We start from the raw sequence: 15,398 nt of genomic DNA, 5'->3' as shown, positions 1-15,398 counted from the left end.
GGGCCTTCTGGAGGCTCGTCAGCGCAGTTCTGCCGGCGGCGTGCGCTTCGCATCGACCTTTTCCGTCCGCACCAGCTCGCCCCACACGATGTAGCGGTACTTCGAGGTGTACACCGGCGTGCAGGTCGTCAGCGTGATGTACCGGCCCGGAGCCGTCTTGCCCGACTCCTTCGGCACGGCGGAGATCACGTCCACGTTGTACTTCGACGTCTGCCGCAGCTCCGCGAACACCTTGTAGACGTACCAGGTGTCCCGCGTCTCGAAGACGACCGCGTCGCCGTTCTTCACCTTGTCGATGTTGTGGAACTTCGCCCCGTGCCCGTCCCGGTGCGCCGCCAGCGAGAAGTTCCCCGACGCGTCCCACGGCAGCCCCGACTTCACCGGCTCCGTGTAGTACCCCGCGACACCGTCGTTCAGGACGTCCGGCGCCGTGCCCCGCTTGACCAGCACCTCGCCGTTCTTCATCGCCGGGACGTGCAGGAACCCGACCCCGCCCTGCGTGTCCAGCGCCCCCGGCCCCGCGGCCGCGCCCGCCGGCGGCGACTGCGTCCACGCCTGGCGGATCTCGTCGCCCCGCGCCGCCGCCTGCCGGTCCGCCAGGACGTTCGTCCACCACAGCGAGTACGCCACGAACAGGCCCAGCACCAGGCCGACGGTGATCAGGAACTCGCCCAGCAGGCTCAGGAACCCCGCGAGCACGCTGCGGTTGCCGGTCGTCGGTGCCGCGGCGCGGCGGCGGGAACGAGACACTGCGGATCCGTCCTTACGGGCTGGTCAGCGCGGGTGGGGCACCCTCGCTGCGGGGGCGTTCGTCGATCATCCTGCCCCATACGATCATCCGGAAGGTGCTCGTGAACTCCGGCGTGCAGGTCGTCAGCGTGATGTACCGCCCCGCCGAGGTGAACCCCGAACCCACCGGCACCGGCTTCAGCACCGACACGTTCGTCGGCGGCGTCTGCGGCAGCGCCGAGGTCATCTCGTACGTGTAGTACGCGTCCCGCGTCTCGACCACGATCGGGTCGCCCGGCACCAGCCGGTTGATGAAGCGGAACGGTTCGCCGTGCGTGTTCCGATGCCCGGCCACCGCGAAATTGCCCTGCTTGTCCGCCGGCATCGCCGTCTTCAGCGCGCCCTCGCCGTAGTGCCCGACCATCCCCTTGTCGAGCACCTTCGCCTTGCTGATCCCCTCCGCCACCGGCACCTTCACGTCCAGCTTCGGGATGTACAGGATCGCGAAGCCCTGCCCCGGCTCGAACGCCGTCACCGGCGGCGCCCCGGACCCGTCCGCGGGCGCCTGCTCCCAGTCCTTGCGCAGCGAGCCCGCGGCCCCGTTCGCCGTCCGCTCCGCCAGCACGTTCGTGTACCAGAGCTGGTAGGCCACGAACAGCAGCATCACCAGGCCCAGCGTGATGAACAGCTCCCCGGCCAGCCGGCTGGCGACCACCACCGGCCCGCCCGAGCGCGGACGGCGCCGCCGCCGCCCGCCACCGCCCCGCCTCCGGGCGCGCTTCGCGGCCTCCTGCGCCGCCCTGCGCCGCGCGGCCCGGCCCTCTGCGGGCGCGGACGGCGCGAGCGTGGTCACGCGACGGCCTTGCCCACCACCGGGGCCAGCCCCACCGACCGCTCCACCGCGCCCGCGTCACCGCACCGCACCAGCCAGTTCGCGAGCATCCGGTGCCCCCACTCGGTCAGCACCGACTCGGGGTGGAACTGCACACCCTCCACGTCGTGCTCCCGGTGCCGCAGCCCCATGATGATCCCGTCCTCGGTGCGCGCCGTGACCTCCAGCGCGTCGGGCAGGGTCCCCGGCTCGGCGGCGAGGGAGTGGTAGCGGGTCGCGGTGAACGGCGAGGGCAGCCCCGCGAAGACGCCCTGGCCCTCGTGGACCACCGGCGAGGTCTTGCCGTGCAGCAGCTCGGGCGCCCGGCCCACGACCCCTCCGTAGGCGACGGCCATCGACTGCATGCCGAGGCAGACGCCGAAGACCGGAACGCCCGTGTCCGCGCAGTGCCGCACCATGTCGACGCAGACCCCGGCCTCTTCCGGGGTGCCCGGCCCGGGCGACAGCAGAACCCCGTCGAAACCGTCCTGGGCGTGCGAGAGCGCGACCTGGTCGTTGCGCAGCACCTCGCATTCGGCGCCGAGCTGGTAGAGGTACTGGACCAGGTTGAAGACAAAGCTGTCGTAGTTGTCGACCACCAGAATGCGCGCGCTCACGGAGTGGCTCCCGATCCCTCGTCCACCGTCACGTCGTTGAACGGAAGCAGCGGCTCCGCCCACGGGAAGACGTACTGGAAGAGCACGTACACCACCGCGAGGACCAGTACGAGGGAGATCAGCGCGCGGAACCACGCGTTGCCCGGCAGATGCCGCCAGATCCAGCCGTACATGCCGTCTGCTTGCCTTCCGTTCCACGTTCGTCCCACGTACCGCCGCGGAGGCGGTACCGCAACAGACTAAAGGCAGCGGCCCTGCCCGGGGGGTCAGCTGCGCAATCCCTCCGGTCCGCCCTGGGAGACGGGCCGGGTCGCGGTCAGCTCCGCCCAGACGACGAGCCGGTGGCTGTGCCCCCATTCCGGTTCGCAGGTCGTCAGCGTCAGGTACCGGCCGGGGCCCGTGAACGGCGACCGGCGCGGGACGGGGTCGACCACCGCGGTCTCGGTCGGCAGCACGCGCAGCGGGGCGGCGCGGACGGTGTACGTGTACCAGCTCGTCGCGTCCTTGAGGATCACGGCGTCCCCCGGGCGCAGCTCGGGGAAGTCCTTGAAGGGGTCCCCGTACGTCCGGCGGTGGCCCGCCACGGAGAAGTTCCCGGTGCCGCCCAGGCGGGCCGTGCCCGCGTAGTGGCCGAGGCCCTTCTTCAGCAGCTCGGTGCCCGTGCCCTCCAGCACCGGCTTGTTCCAGTCGGGGCCGAAGCGCGGGATGTACATCTCGGCGAAGGCCCGCCCCGCCGGATACCCGGCGGGTGCCTCAGGCGCCGGTGCGGGGTTCCCTGCGCGCTCCACCGCCGACCAGCTGTCGCGCAGCCCGGCCATCTCCCCGGCCATGGCCCGGTCGGCCTTGACCCCGGTCCACAGCAGTACGTAGGCCACGAACAGCACGATCACCGTGCCGACGGTCAGGCACGCCTCGCTGAACGTCCGTACCACCAGGCGCAGTACGGCGTCAGGGCGTACTCGTCGCGGACGAGGGGCCAACCGGCTTCGCATAGTGGAGGTCCACTGTGCCGGAGTAGCCCGGCAGTGTCAGCGTCTTGTGCTCGTCCACTTTCCAGCCGAGCCCGTAGGCGTTCACGTACAGCTGGTAGTTCTGGAGCGCCGGAGAGGCCGCCAGGGCCTTGCGCAGCGCCGCCGGGTCGCCGACCGCCGACACCTTGTACGGAGGCGAGTACACGCGGCCCTGGAGGATCAGGGTGTTGCCGACGCAGCGCACCGCGCTGGTGGCGATGAGGCGCTGGTCCATGACCTGGATGCCCTCGGCGCCGCCCTGCCAGAGGGCGTTCACCACGGCCTGCAGGTCCTGCTGGTGGATCACCAGGTCGTTGGGCTGCGGCTCGGGCACGTTGGGGATGCGGGCGGTGGCGCCCGGCGGCGCGTCGTTGAGGGTGACGGTCAGGCCCTTGCCGGTGAGCTCCTCGGTGCCGGACGCGGTGCGCAGGGCGGCCAGCTTGGCGTCCTCGGCCTTGGTGCTGCTGTCGCCGCGGTCGGCGAGGGCGTCCACCCGGCCGCGCGCGACCGCGGTGCTCTGCTCCAGCTGGGCGTTGTTCTGGCTGCGCTCGTGGATCAGGTCGGAAAGCTTCAGCAGCGACGCGTCCGTCCGGATGTTCGTACCCTTGGACGTGTTGAAGCTGGTGACGAAAATCAGGCCTGCCAGGGCGAAAACGGCGGCCGTCAGCAACCGGACCGGTCGCAGCCGGCGACGGGGACCCGCGGAGGAGTCGTCGGAATTGCTCAACGTACCCTTCTCCTTCAACGCCACAGGTCCACTACGCTAACGGACGCCCGGGGCAGGCAAGGTCCCCAGCGCATCGACAGGAGAGCCCCTCGTGCCGAAGTCACGTATCCGCAAGAAGGACGACTACACGCCGCCGCCGGCGAAGCAGGCGCAGACCATCAGGCTGACCAACCGCAGCTGGGTCGCCCCGGTGATGCTGGCCTTCTTCCTGATCGGTCTGGCCTGGATTGTCGTCTTTTACGTGACCGACACCCAGCTGCCGATCGAGGCGCTGGGCAATTGGAACATCGTGGTCGGTTTCGGATTCATCGCAGCGGGATTCGGCGTCTCCACGCAGTGGAAGTAAGCCCGCCGCCGTAGCGCAGCCGGGGCCCCCGCGAAAGCTCTCCCCATGAGTTATCCACAGCGTCATCCACACCTGAGGAAAAGACAGAAGATCTGTGGATAACTCTGTGGAGAGTTGACGCCGGTGTGATCAGGTGAGTTCGGCCGTCCGGACCAGGACCAGGGCGACTGCCAGCAGGAACACCGCCGCACAGGTGCCCCACTGGATGAGGGTGCGGCTGCGGCCCGTCGCGGGCCGCAGCAGGCCCACGGCGACCAGCGCGCCCGTGATCAGACCGCCCACGTGGGCCTGCCACGACACGCTCAGACCGCCGAACGGCACGAAGGTCAGCACCAGCATGAGCACGACCATCGTGATCACGGGCCGCATCTCGTACCGCAGCCGGCGCACCAGCACGACGGTGGCGCCGAGCAGGCCGAAGATGGCGCCCGACGCGCCGACCGTCGGAACGTACGGCGGAGTCAGCAGGTAGACGAAGGCGCTGGCGCCCAGGCCCGACAGCAGGTAGACGGCGAGGTAGCGGGACCGGCCCAGGGCCGCCTCCAGCGGGCCGCCGATCACCCACAGCCCGAGCATGTTGCTCGCGATGTGCCACCACTCCACGTGCAGGAACACCGAGGTCAGCAGCCGGTAGTACTCGCCGGTCGAGACCCCCTGGACGGGCCCGCCGAGGAATTCCACGTAACGGCCGAGCAACTCCGCCTGCACGACCAGCGGCGGCGCGAGGAAGCCCAGCACGAACACCGCGACATTGATCCCGATCAGGATCTTGGTGACGAGGTGGGGGTCGGCGGCGACCGCCCCGCCCGCGAGGGTGCGCGGGCGGTTGGCGTCCGGCCGGTGGCCCGTGCCGGAACCCTCGCGGACGCATTCGGGGCACTGGAAGCCGACCGAGGCGCTGATCATGCACTCCGGGCAGATGGGGCGCTCGCAGCGGGTGCAGCGAATCCCCGTATCGCGGTCCGGGTGGCGATAACAGCCCGGGAGGCGGTCGGTGTCCATCGGTCCCCTCGATCAGTGGCGGGATACACGGATGCCCCGCCGGTCCATGTATCCAGGACGGACGGGCGGGGCGGAAAGGTTCCCGGGCGGAGGTGGAGCGGACGGGCGTGGCGCGGCCGCCCGGTGCGCGGCGCCGGCCCTCCTAGGTGCCGACCGTCCTAGGTGCCGACCGTCCTAGGTGCCGACCGTCCTAGGTGCCGACCGTCCTAGGCGCCGCGCTTCTCGATGACGACGGACTGGATGATCACGTCGTCCAGGGGCCGCTCGGTGCGCGGGTTCGTCCGGCCGCCGGCGATCTCGTCGACGATCTTCTGGCTGGCCTTGTCGGTGACCTCGCCGAAGATGGTGTGCTTGCGGGTCAGCCAGGCGGTCGGCGCGACGGTGATGAAGAACTGCGAGCCGTTGGTGCCCGGGCCGGCGTTGGCCATCGCGAGCAGGTACGGCTTGGTGAACGCCAGGTCGGGGTGGAACTCGTCGGCGAACTGGTAGCCCGGGCCGCCGGTGCCGTTCCCGAGCGGGTCGCCGCCCTGGATCATGAACCCGGAGATGACCCGGTGGAAGACGGTGCCGTCGTACAGCGGATCCGTGGTCTTCTGGCCGTCGGTGGGACGCGTCCACTCCCGGGCGCCGGTGGCCAGCTCCACGAAATTGCGGACCGTCTTCGGCGCGAAGTTCTCCAGCAGCTCGATCTCGATGTCGCCGTGATTGGTCTTCAGGGTGGCGTAGAGCTTCTCGGCCACGGATCTGCCTTCCATAGTCAGCACTGTCGGTTTCAGATACTCCCACGGAGCGCATCCCGGCACAGAAATTCGTCCACCCGTATGCCCTGTCGCGCATGCCTCTCAGCGATATGGCAGGCATGATCCGACAAAGGGTGGAAAGGTGAACTGTGTCCGCCACCGAGGAGGAGGATCCCGTGACCCGCAAGGACAGCGCGCGCCTGGCCGCCGAAAGCGCCAGGGACACCGTGAAACACGCCGCGGAAGTGGTGGCGCCGTACGCGGAAAGCGCCAGGGGCGCGGCTGTGCAGTACGCGCAGGAGGCGAACGAGCGGCTGGCGCCGCTGGTGTCGCACGCGGCCGCGGAAGCCTCGCGACACGCGCGTACGACGTACGACACCCATCTGCACCCCCGGATGCAGGCCGCCCGCGCGCACGTGCCGCCGCACGTGGACCGGGCGGCGACGAAGGCGGTCCACGAGACCCGCCGGGCTGCCAGGCAGGCGGCCGAGTACACCCAGCCGCGCATCGAGAGCGCGATCGCCGCGGCCCAGCCGATGGCCGAGGAGGCCGCGTCGCGGTCGGTGGCGGCCATGGCGGCGCTGCGCGGCCAGGTGTCGGCCGAAGAGGTACGACGGCTGGTGCGGCGCCAGGAACGGCGGGCGCGCCTGGGCCGGCTCTGCAAGGGCGTGGCCGTGATCGGCCTGGTGGCGGGCGGCGCCTACCTCGCGTGGCGGTGGTGGGACCAGCAGTCGAACCCGGACTGGCTGGTCGAGCCGCCCGCGGCGACGGAGCTGTCGGCGCAGGACGCGGAGCCGGCGAGCTTCGACGACGAACTGGCGGAGAAGGAACGCGAGGCGCGCACGTCCACGGACGACAAGTAGCCCTCCCCGCACCTCTTCCCGCACCTCCACGCCAGGGGCCCGAACGCATCCGGGCCCCTTTGGCGTGGGCGGGGAAGGTCAATTCGGGAGGGTGAGGACCATGCCCGGCCGGATGAGGTCGGGGTTGGAACCGACGACGCCCCGGTTCATGGCGTAGAGCTCGCGCCAGCGCGCCTCGTTGCCGAGCTCGCGGCGGGCGATCGCGGAGAGCGAGTCACCGGACTTGACGGTGTACGTGCGCTTCTTGGCGGCGGGCGCGGGCTTCGTGGGGGCCGCCGGGACCGACTTGTGCGCCGCCGACCCGGGCGTGGGCGTGTGCGGCGCGTGCATGGCCTGCGGCGGCGCCGGCCTGGAGTGCGTGGCGGGGGGTTCGGGGGCCGCCGGGACGGACTTGTGCGCGGCCGACCCGGGGGTGGGCGTGTGCGTCACGGGCTTCGGCGGCGCCGACGCGGCCATGCGCTCGGCGGCGGCCTTGGTGGCCTCGGCGGCGTCCACGTACTTCCCGCCCATGGCGGAGGGTGAGCCCGCCGCGGGAGCCGACGTCGCGGCGGCCTGCTGCTCCAGCTGCTCCTTCGTCTTGTCGGCGGCCTCGTGCGCCTTCTTCTTGTCGGATTTCAGGAAGTCGAAGATTCCCATGCGTATACGCCTCCGGCGTGGTGTGGCCCCCTGGGCTGAGCGCCTCCCCCCACTGTCGGCCACACCACCCCACCCGTCCCCACGACTGACCCATCCGGGGGATCCCCGCACGAGCCCGCCGAGGGCGCCGGGGGCCTTCGGGGGGCCGGGCCTCAGCGCGCTCCGCAGCCCCTGGCCTCCGTCGGTCGCCTCCCGACCGAATCCCTCGGCGCCGGGCATCACTTGGCCCTGGCCCGGCGGCGCCCACCCGCTCACCCGGCCCCCGCCGCGGCGGATGTTTCACGTGAAACACGAAAGGTCCCCTGACCGCGTTTCCGCAGGTCAGGGGACCTTTATCGTTGTGGAGCTTAGGAGATTCGAACTCCTGACATCTGCCTTGCAAAGGCAGCGCTCTACCAACTGAGCTAAAGCCCCGTGGAACCGGACGCGACCGTCCCCCGGGAGGGATTGGTCGTTCCGCAGAACAGAGTACCGGGTGTACCCCCTCATCCCGCAAAATGATAGGGACTCCCCACGCGCGACCACTCTCCGTAAGATGCTCGCGAGGTTCGCACCAGCGAAGGGGAGTAGTAAGAGTGGACGCAGTACAGCAAGAGGCCACGGCCAGAGCCAGGGAGCTTCAGCGCAGTTGGTACGGGGAGCCGCTGGGGGCGCTCTTCCGCCGGCTCATAGATGACCTCGGCCTGAACCAGGCTCGCCTCGCTGCCGTCCTCGGGCTGTCGGCGCCGATGCTGTCCCAGCTGATGAGCGGCCAGCGCGCCAAGATCGGGAACCCGGCCGTGGTCCAGCGGGTCCAGGCCCTCCAGGACCTCGCGGGTCAGGTGGCCGACGGGAGCGTCAGCGCGGTGGAGGCCACCGACCGGATGGACGAGATCAAGAAGACCCAGGGGGGCTCCGTCCTCAGCAACAGCGGCCAGACCGCCACCAACTCCGGCGCACCGACCGTCAAGCGGGTCGTCCGGGAGATCCAGTCGCTGCTCCGCTCGGTCTCGGCGGCCGGCGACATCATCGACGCGGCGGACACCCTCGCTCCCAGCCACCCGGAACTGGCAGAGTTCCTCCGGGTGTACGGCGCGGGCCGCACCGCCGACGCGGTGGCCCACTACGAGGCACACCAGAACTGACGCGGACGACGAGGGTGACGGGGGACGGGCGCAGCGATGGGTGAGGTCTTCGCCGGTCGGTACGAGTTGGTCGATCCGATCGGGCGCGGCGGTGCCGGCGCCGTGTGGCGCGCCTGGGACCACCGGCGCCGCCGGTACGTCGCCGCGAAGGTGCTGCTGCAGAGCGACGCCCACACCCTGCTGCGGTTCGTCCGCGAGCAGGCGCTGCGCATCGACCACCCGCACGTACTGGCCCCCGCCAGCTGGGCCGCGGACGACGACAAGGTCCTGTTCACGATGGACCTCGTCGCCGGCGGATCCCTCGCCCACGTGATCGGGGACTACGGGCCGCTGCCTCCCCGGTTCGTCTGCACGCTGCTCGACCAGCTCCTGTCCGGGCTGTCCGCGGTGCACGCGGAGGGGGTCGTCCACCGCGACATCAAACCGGCCAACATCCTGATGGAGGCCACCGGAACCGGACGGCCGCACCTGCGGCTGTCCGACTTCGGTATCTCGATGCGCAAGGGCGAGCCCCGGCTCACCGAGACCAACTACGTGGTGGGCACTCCCGGTTATTTCGCCCCCGAGCAAATGCTGGGCGCCGAGCCCGACTTCCCCGCCGACCTCTTCGCCGTCGGGCTGGTCGCGCTCTACCTCCTGACGGGCAGCAAGCCCGATTCCCAGGCCCTGGTGGAGCACTACCTCGCCCATGGCACCCCCGGCGCCCCCGAGGGCGTCCCCGCGCCCCTGTGGGACGTCATCGCGAACCTCTTGCAGCCGGAGCCCCACAGCCGCTTCCGGACCGCCACAGGGGCCCGCAAGGCCCTTGCCGAGGCCGCCGAGCTGTTGCCCGCGTCCTCGCCGGACGAGTTCCCGGTGGAGGTGTTCGACCAACTCGGCCCGCTCCCGGCCGGATTCGGCCCCCAAGGGCCGTCGAGCACGGCCGCCCCGACCCCGGAGGCGACGACGGCCGCCACGGTCCCGGCACCGGCGGGCACCACCACCGCCGCCGCCGAGCCGACCCGGACCGATCCGCGCGCCACGGCCGCCACGGCCTACGCCGCACCGCCCGCCGCACCGCCCACGGCGCCTCCCACCATCCCGCCCGCCGGGTTCGGGCCGCCGCCCGCGGCGGCGTACGAGCCGTCCCTGACGGGCAGCTTCCACCTCCCGCCGCCGACGCCGACGCCGACAACCCCGACGACGCCCCTGCCCGTACCGCCGGTGGCCCCGGCACCCCGCCGCGGCGGGATCGCCCCGCCCCCGCGCCCGGTCACCGCCGGGATCCTCGCGGCGGCGCTGCTCTGCTTCGCCGTCGGCGTCTGGGCCCTCACGCAGATGTAGTCACGCCACGCGGATGCGGTCACGCAGATGCGGTCACGCGGACGAGGTCACGCAGATGCGGTCACGCGGTCCCGCGCCCCCGCCGTGCCAGCAGGATCCACCCGCCCAGCACGAGCAGCAGCAGCGTCCCGGCGCCGAACCCGGCCCCGGCCACGACCCGCATCACCGAGAGGTTCTCGGCGGCCTCTGCGGCCTCCGGCGCGGTGAGCCCGTCCTTGGCGGCGGACCGCTCGTCGGCGCCGACCCCGAACCCGGCCGCGCCCAGGCTCTCCTTGTACGCGGGCGCCTTGGCCGGGCCTCCGCTGACCTGGAGGCGCAGCGTCAGCGGAACGGGCGTCGCGTCCTCGGTGAACTCCGCGACCTTTCCGCCCAGGGTCACGGCCACGTAGTACCAGCCGGCCAGCCGCGTCCCGCGCACCTCGGCGTCGTCCGAGAAGCGGTTCTCGTAGGCGACGGGCGCCGTCTTCGGCAGGGTCACGCCCGCCTGCTTGCCGTCGTAGGAGGTGTCCTTGGAGTCGACCAGCGCGCGGTAGGGGCTGTAGAGCGTGACGGAGAGCCCGTTGGAGGCGGAGCCGTACTCCTTGGTCATCCTGGCCTTGGCGATCTCCGCGCTGAGCCCGAGCTGCTGGCCCCAGTCGAGGGGGACCCGGTAGTAGCGGGTCTGCCCGGGCCGCAGCTCGTCGCGCCACACCCCGCTGTCCAGGGCCCGGGCGTCGTTGAAGCCGGTGCCGCCGGTGCGGGCCACCGGGTCGGTGCCGGGCAGCGCGGGGGAGGCGGAGGGCCAGACGCTGGGCGCGGTGGTCGGGGCGCTGCCGGTGCCGAGGCCGGGTTCGCGCTGGATCTTCAGCTCGACGGGCCACGCCCGCCGGTCGGAGTCCTTGGCGGCGGTACGGGTGACGCGCGCGAAGTAGGTGCCCTGGCCCTGGCATTCGGCGTCCTCCTCCAGCCGCCGTACGGCCACGGCGCTGATGGGGACGGGGTCGTAACCGAAACCGGCCCGGCCGGCGTTGTTCTGGCAGCGCCGCCCCTCGGTGGTGATGATCTCCACCTCGATGCCGTCGCCGTAGCCGACCTTGGCGCCTTGCGGCGGCTGGACGACGGCGGAGACGTACACGCTGGACTTGTCGTCGAGATTGAGCCGGTAGAGACGCTCCTCGGGCCCGAGGGTGTCCGCGTAGACCGCCCCCACGTCCAGCAGCGGGGCGTCCGCGGTGGTGGGCTTTCCCTCGACCTTCCTGGCGTCCTCGGCCGGACGGTAGGCCGGGCCCGCCTGCGGGGACGGCGTCGCGGCGTACGCGGCTCCGGGCGGACCGATCACGGCCAGTGCCAGGGCCATCGCCCCGGCCAGCGCTGTTCCCCGTACCCGACCCATCACGCCACCCCGCATTTGCTAGCGCAAGCCAAATCTTTGCATACCGCAATTTTTCGTCACAGAACAGCACAAAGCCCCGGCCGCAGCGGCAACCGGGGCTCCATGAGATCAATCTCGGGTCTCACACACCGGAACCAGAAGGCACGGAGTCGGTTGCCTCCGTCCACAGGTCCTGCTCGGCGCGGTCCGCCTGGATCTGGCGGTACACGAGGAGCCCGCCGATGGCGGCCAGTGCGACCAGGAGCAGCTTCTTCACCGCGCGACCTCGTCTTTCGTTGACGTTGGGGACTTCTGGCGGCCAACAATACACACCGACCGATACCGATCGGTTACCTGGGAAGCCTCCGCCGGGCACACCACCGGGTCCGCCACCGCGCCCACCGACCGGCCCTCGGCCGAGCACCGCCGGCCGTCAACTGACCCAACGACAAAGACCCCCGGGCCGGTGGGCCTGGGGGTCTTCGACACTGTGGGGCTAACAGGATTTGAACCTGTGGCCTCATCCTTATCAGGGATGCGCTCTAACCAACTGAGCTATAGCCCCATCCGCGCTGCGCGCTGACTCCTGAAGATTAGCGCACAGACGCGGTCCCGCCAAAATCCGTTCCTGCCGGGCGTCCGCGCAGGTCAATCAGCGGGTCACTCGTCCTCGGCGAGCGTCAGCTCCACACCGCCGACGAACCCTGCCGACAGGTTGTAGATGAACGCGCCCAGCGTCGCCAGTGCCGTCGCCAGCACCACGTCGATGACCGCGATCACCGACGTGAAGATGAGGACGCGCGGCAGCGACAGGAACGACTGCAGGTCGAAGCCGTTGCCCTCGTTCGACCCGGTGGCCTCGCTGATGGTGCCGCCGACGGTCGAGAAGACGCCCATGGCGTCCATGACCATCCACAGCACCGCCGACGCCACGATGGTGCACACGCCCAGCGCGATGGACAGCAGGAAGCTGACCTTCATCACCGACCACGGGTCGGCCTTCGCCACCCGCAGCCGCGCCTTGCGCGTCCTGGGCGCCGTACGGACCGCCGGACGGGCCTTCTTCTGCCCCCCGGCGGCCGCCGGGCCCTCAGCGCCGACGCGCGGCGCACCCGGGCCCGAGGGCGCCTGGTAGGCCTGCGGCGGCTGGTACGGCTGCGCGCCGCCCGCACTCGCGGCTGCGCCGGCCCCGGAGCCGGCGCTGGCGGCCGCCGTGCCCGAGCCCTTGCCCGCGTCCGAGCTCTTGCCCGCGCCCGCCTTCGAGCCGGTCTTCGGCTTCGGCTGCGGTCCTCGGGTATCCGTCACGGTTGTCCCCCTGCCATCGGCGGTGCTGTCCCCACCCTGGGAGTCTGCGGCGGGGCCACGGGCACCGTCCGCTCCAGTCTTGGCCGGTCCGGCGCCCGTGGCTCCACTCACGCTTACTCCTCGTGCTCCCCTGCCGAAGGCGACGTGCCCTCGGCGGCCTCGGCAGGCTGTCCTTCGACTGCCGCCTCGGTCGTCTCGGTATCGATGTCGATGTCGTTCTCGTCGACCTCGTCAGCATCCTGACCGGCCTCGGCGTTACGCGCGATACCCACCACGGCATCCCGCTTGCCCAGATTGATCAGCTGGACGCCCATGGTGTCACGGCCGGTCTCCCTGACTTCGTTGACTCGCGTGCGAATCACACCACCGCCGAGCGTGATGGCGAGAATCTCGTCCGTTTCGTCCACAACCAGGGCCCCGACGAGCGAACCGCGGTCCTCCACGATCTTCGCGGCCTTGATGCCCAGGCCGCCACGGCCCTGGACGCGGTACTCGTCCACCGGCGTCCGCTTGGCGTAGCCGCCGTCGGTCGCGGTGAAGACGAACGTACCCGGCCGCACCACGCTCATGGACAGCAGCTCGTCGCCTTCGCGGAAGCTCATGCCCTTCACGCCCGAGGTCGCGCGGCCCATCGGACGCAGCGCCTCGTCGGTCGCCGTAAAGCGGATCGACTGCGCCTTCTTGCTGATCAGCAGCAGGTCGTCCTCGGCGGACACCAGCTCGGCGCCGATCAGCTCGTCGTCGCTGCCCTCCTCCGTCTCCCGGAGGTTGATCGCGATGACGCCACCCGAACGGGGCGAGTCGTAGTCCTTGAGCGCCGTCTTCTTCACCAGGCCGCCCTTGGTGGCCAGGATCAGGTACGGCGCGGCCTCGTAGTCGCGGATCGCGAGGATCTGCGCGATCTTCTCGTCCGGCTGGAAGGCCAGCAGGTTCGCCACGTGCTGCCCGCGCGCGTCACGGCCCGCGTCCGGCAGCTCGTACGCCTTGGAGCGGTAGACCCGGCCCTTGTTCGTGAAGAACAGCAGCCAGTGGTGCGTGGTCGAGACGAAGAAGTGGTCGACCAGGTCGTCCTGCTTCAGCTTCGTGCCGCGCACGCCCTTGCCGCCGCGCTTCTGCGAGCGGTAGTCCTCGGTCTTGGTGCGCTTGACGTAGCCGCCGTGCGTGATCGTGACGACGATGTCCTCTTCGGCGATCAGGTCCTCCATGGACATGTCGCCGTCGAAGGGCACCAGCTTGGAGCGCCGGTCGTCGCCGAACTTCTCGACGATCGCCGCCAGTTCCTCGCTGACGATCGAGCGCTGCTTCGCCTCGGAGCGCAGGATCTCGTTGTACTCGTTGATCTTGGCCTGGAGCTCGTCGTGCTCGGCGACGATCTTCTGCCGCTCCAGGGCCGCCAGGCGCCGCAGCTGCATCTCGAGGATCGCGTTCGCCTGGATCTCGTCGATCTCCAGGAGGCCCATCAGGCCCTCGCGCGCGATCTCGACGGTGTTGCTGCGCCGGATGAGGGCGATGACCTCGTCGATCGCGTCCAGCGCCTTGAGCAGGCCGCGCAGGATGTGCGCCCGCTCCTCCGCCTTGCGCAGACGGAACTTCGTCCGCCGGACGATGACCTCGATCTGGTGCGTGACCCAGTGGCGGATGAACGCGTCGATCGACAGCGTGCGCGGCACGCCGTCCACCAGCGCCAGCATGTTCGCGCCGAAGTTCGTCTGGAGGTCGGTGTGCTTGTACAGGTTGTTCAGCACGACCTTCGCGACCGCGTCGCGCTTGAGCACGATCACCAGACGCTGGCCCGTCCGCGACGAGGTCTCGTCGCGCACGTCGGCGATGCCGCCGATCTTGCCGTCCTTGACCAGGTCGGCAATCTTCTGCGCCAGGTTGTCCGGGTTGGTCTGGTACGGAAGCTCCGTGACCACCAGGCACTGGCGGTTCTGGATCTCCTCGACCTCGACCACCGCGCGCATCGTGATGGAGCCGCGCCCGGTCCGGTACGCCTCCTCGATGCCCTTGCGGCCCACGACCAGGGCGCCCGACGGGAAGTCAGGTCCCTTGATGCGCTCCAGGAGCGCGTCGAGCAGCTCCTCGTGCGAGGCCTCCGGGTGCTCCAGCGCCCACTGGGCGCCGGCCGCGACCTCGCGCAGGTTGTGCGGCGGGATGTTGGTGGCCATACCGACGGCGATACCGGCGGAGCCGTTCACCAGCAGGTTCGGGAAACGGGCCGGCAGGACCGTCGGCTCCTGGTTGCGGCCGTCGTAGTTGTCCGTGAAGTCGACGGTCTCCTCGTCGATGTCCCGGAGCATCTCCATGGCCAGCGGCATCAGCTTGCACTCGGTGTAGCGCATCGCGGCCGCCGGGTCGTTGCCCGGGGAGCCGAAGTTGCCGTTGCTGTCCACCAGCGGCATCCGCATCGACCACGGCTGGGCCAGGCGGACCAGGGCGTCGTAGATGGAGCTGTCGCCGTGCGGGTGGTACGTACCCATGACGTCGCCGACGACGCGGGCGCACTTGTAGAAGCCCTTCTCGGGCCGGTAGCCGCCGTCGTACATCGCGTACAGCACACGACGGTGGACCGGCTTGAGGCCGTCCCGTACGTCGGGCAGCGCGCGGGAGACGATGACGGACATCGCGTAGTCGAGGTAGGAGCGCTGCATCTCCGTCTCGAGCCCGACGGGCTCGATGCGCAGCACCGGCTGCTCCTCCGCGGGGTTCTCGGCGGTGGGGGTGGTTTCGTCGGCCATTGCTGGTCAGAAGTCC

General features: G+C 70.7%; 16 protein-coding genes, 2 tRNA genes and 1 pseudogene. 4 read left to right on the top strand and 15 right to left on the bottom strand.

The features are described from left to right. Positions 1-18 precede the first annotated feature (18 nt). From OG982_RS14550 to OG982_RS14525, 6 genes and pseudogenes are all read right to left on the bottom strand, one after another. Positions 19-750, bottom strand: a complete 732-nt coding sequence (locus OG982_RS14550) for a class E sortase (RefSeq protein ID WP_266786733.1) — start codon at positions 748-750, stop codon at positions 19-21. Between the two features lie 13 nt (positions 751-763). Beyond that, positions 764-1,450, bottom strand: a pseudogene (locus OG982_RS14545) (class E sortase); the annotation flags it as partial. A 128-nt stretch (positions 1,451-1,578) separates the two neighbouring features. Next, positions 1,579-2,217: an aminodeoxychorismate/anthranilate synthase component II gene (locus OG982_RS14540; protein WP_266786734.1), complete on the bottom strand. Its 639-nt coding sequence runs from the start codon at positions 2,215-2,217 to the stop codon at positions 1,579-1,581. Further along, complete coding sequence (locus tag OG982_RS14535) at positions 2,214-2,390, bottom strand: hypothetical protein (protein WP_266786735.1); 177 nt, start codon at positions 2,388-2,390, stop codon at positions 2,214-2,216. Before OG982_RS14535 ends, OG982_RS14540 begins: the two co-directional genes overlap by 4 nt. A gap of 93 nt (positions 2,391-2,483) precedes the next feature. Continuing rightward, entirely contained in the window at positions 2,484-3,209 is a 726-nt protein-coding gene (locus OG982_RS14530; protein WP_266786736.1) for a class E sortase, read from the bottom strand. Then, positions 3,166-3,954 carry a DUF881 domain-containing protein gene (locus OG982_RS14525; RefSeq protein WP_266786737.1) on the bottom strand — a complete coding sequence of 263 codons (789 nt, stop codon included), beginning with the start codon at positions 3,952-3,954 and terminating at the stop codon, positions 3,166-3,168. Before OG982_RS14525 ends, OG982_RS14530 begins: the two co-directional genes overlap by 44 nt. Positions 3,955-4,045: 91 nt before the next feature. Between OG982_RS14525 and crgA the strand changes: the two genes are divergently transcribed. Continuing rightward, complete coding sequence (gene crgA, locus OG982_RS14520; protein ID WP_037797883.1) at positions 4,046-4,300, top strand: cell division protein CrgA; 255 nt, start codon at positions 4,046-4,048, stop codon at positions 4,298-4,300. A gap of 129 nt (positions 4,301-4,429) precedes the next feature. Here the strand turns inward: crgA and OG982_RS14515 are convergent, their stop codons facing one another. Then, positions 4,430-5,302 carry a rhomboid family intramembrane serine protease gene (locus tag OG982_RS14515; protein ID WP_266786738.1) on the bottom strand — a complete coding sequence of 291 codons (873 nt, stop codon included), beginning with the start codon at positions 5,300-5,302 and terminating at the stop codon, positions 4,430-4,432. A 206-nt stretch (positions 5,303-5,508) separates the two neighbouring features. After that, complete coding sequence (locus OG982_RS14510; RefSeq protein WP_266791956.1) at positions 5,509-6,042, bottom strand: peptidylprolyl isomerase; 534 nt, start codon at positions 6,040-6,042, stop codon at positions 5,509-5,511. 176 nt (positions 6,043-6,218) lie between these two features. Between OG982_RS14510 and OG982_RS14505 the strand changes: the two genes are divergently transcribed. After that, entirely contained in the window at positions 6,219-6,905 is a 687-nt protein-coding gene (locus tag OG982_RS14505; protein ID WP_266786739.1) for a DUF5324 family protein, read from the top strand. A gap of 78 nt (positions 6,906-6,983) precedes the next feature. On the opposite strand, the gene OG982_RS14500 is transcribed toward OG982_RS14505, so the two are convergent. Beyond that, positions 6,984-7,541 carry a LysM peptidoglycan-binding domain-containing protein gene (locus OG982_RS14500; protein WP_266786740.1) on the bottom strand — a complete coding sequence of 186 codons (558 nt, stop codon included), beginning with the start codon at positions 7,539-7,541 and terminating at the stop codon, positions 6,984-6,986. A gap of 341 nt (positions 7,542-7,882) precedes the next feature. Continuing rightward, a tRNA-Ala gene (locus tag OG982_RS14495) sits at positions 7,883-7,955 on the bottom strand. Between the two features lie 161 nt (positions 7,956-8,116). Between OG982_RS14495 and OG982_RS14490 the strand changes: the two genes are divergently transcribed. Then, positions 8,117-8,665, top strand: a complete 549-nt coding sequence (locus tag OG982_RS14490; RefSeq protein ID WP_266786741.1) for a DNA-binding protein — start codon at positions 8,117-8,119, stop codon at positions 8,663-8,665. 36 nt (positions 8,666-8,701) lie between these two features. Further along, positions 8,702-9,988, top strand: coding sequence for a serine/threonine-protein kinase (locus OG982_RS14485; RefSeq protein WP_266786742.1), 1,287 nt, complete (start codon positions 8,702-8,704; stop codon positions 9,986-9,988). A 61-nt stretch (positions 9,989-10,049) separates the two neighbouring features. On the opposite strand, the gene OG982_RS14480 is transcribed toward OG982_RS14485, so the two are convergent. From OG982_RS14480 to gyrA, 5 genes are all read right to left on the bottom strand, one after another. Next, a complete protein-coding gene (locus tag OG982_RS14480; RefSeq protein WP_266786743.1) occupies positions 10,050-11,360 on the bottom strand; it encodes a hypothetical protein in 1,311 nt (436 codons plus the stop codon). A gap of 121 nt (positions 11,361-11,481) precedes the next feature. Beyond that, a complete protein-coding gene (locus OG982_RS14475; RefSeq protein ID WP_208809277.1) occupies positions 11,482-11,616 on the bottom strand; it encodes a DLW-39 family protein in 135 nt (44 codons plus the stop codon). A 214-nt stretch (positions 11,617-11,830) separates the two neighbouring features. Further along, a tRNA-Ile gene (locus OG982_RS14470) sits at positions 11,831-11,904 on the bottom strand. A gap of 95 nt (positions 11,905-11,999) precedes the next feature. Continuing rightward, positions 12,000-12,755: a DUF3566 domain-containing protein gene (locus tag OG982_RS14465; RefSeq protein ID WP_266948668.1), complete on the bottom strand. Its 756-nt coding sequence runs from the start codon at positions 12,753-12,755 to the stop codon at positions 12,000-12,002. Between the two features lie 2 nt (positions 12,756-12,757). Beyond that, positions 12,758-15,382 carry a DNA gyrase subunit A gene (gyrA, locus tag OG982_RS14460; RefSeq protein WP_266786745.1) on the bottom strand — a complete coding sequence of 875 codons (2,625 nt, stop codon included), beginning with the start codon at positions 15,380-15,382 and terminating at the stop codon, positions 12,758-12,760. Positions 15,383-15,398 lie beyond the last annotated feature (16 nt).

The organism is Streptomyces sp. NBC_01551 (assembly GCF_026339935.1).
Taxonomy (GTDB): domain Bacteria; phylum Actinomycetota; class Actinomycetes; order Streptomycetales; family Streptomycetaceae; genus Streptomyces.
This window is presented reverse-complemented; position numbering and strand designations above follow the sequence as displayed.

Coding starts and splice junctions, on each gene's coding strand:
- OG982_RS14500 (WP_266786740.1), bottom strand. CDS start 7,541: ATGGGAATCTTCGACTTCCTGAAATCCGACAAGAAGAAGGCGCACGAG.
- OG982_RS14530 (WP_266786736.1), bottom strand. CDS start 3,209: ATGCGAAGCCGGTTGGCCCCTCGTCCGCGACGAGTACGCCCTGACGCC.
- gyrA (WP_266786745.1), bottom strand. CDS start 15,382: ATGGCCGACGAAACCACCCCCACCGCCGAGAACCCCGCGGAGGAGCAG.
- OG982_RS14535 (WP_266786735.1), bottom strand. CDS start 2,390: ATGTACGGCTGGATCTGGCGGCATCTGCCGGGCAACGCGTGGTTCCGC.
- OG982_RS14485 (WP_266786742.1), top strand. CDS start 8,702: ATGGGTGAGGTCTTCGCCGGTCGGTACGAGTTGGTCGATCCGATCGGG.
- OG982_RS14480 (WP_266786743.1), bottom strand. CDS start 11,360: ATGGGTCGGGTACGGGGAACAGCGCTGGCCGGGGCGATGGCCCTGGCA.
- OG982_RS14515 (WP_266786738.1), bottom strand. CDS start 5,302: ATGGACACCGACCGCCTCCCGGGCTGTTATCGCCACCCGGACCGCGAT.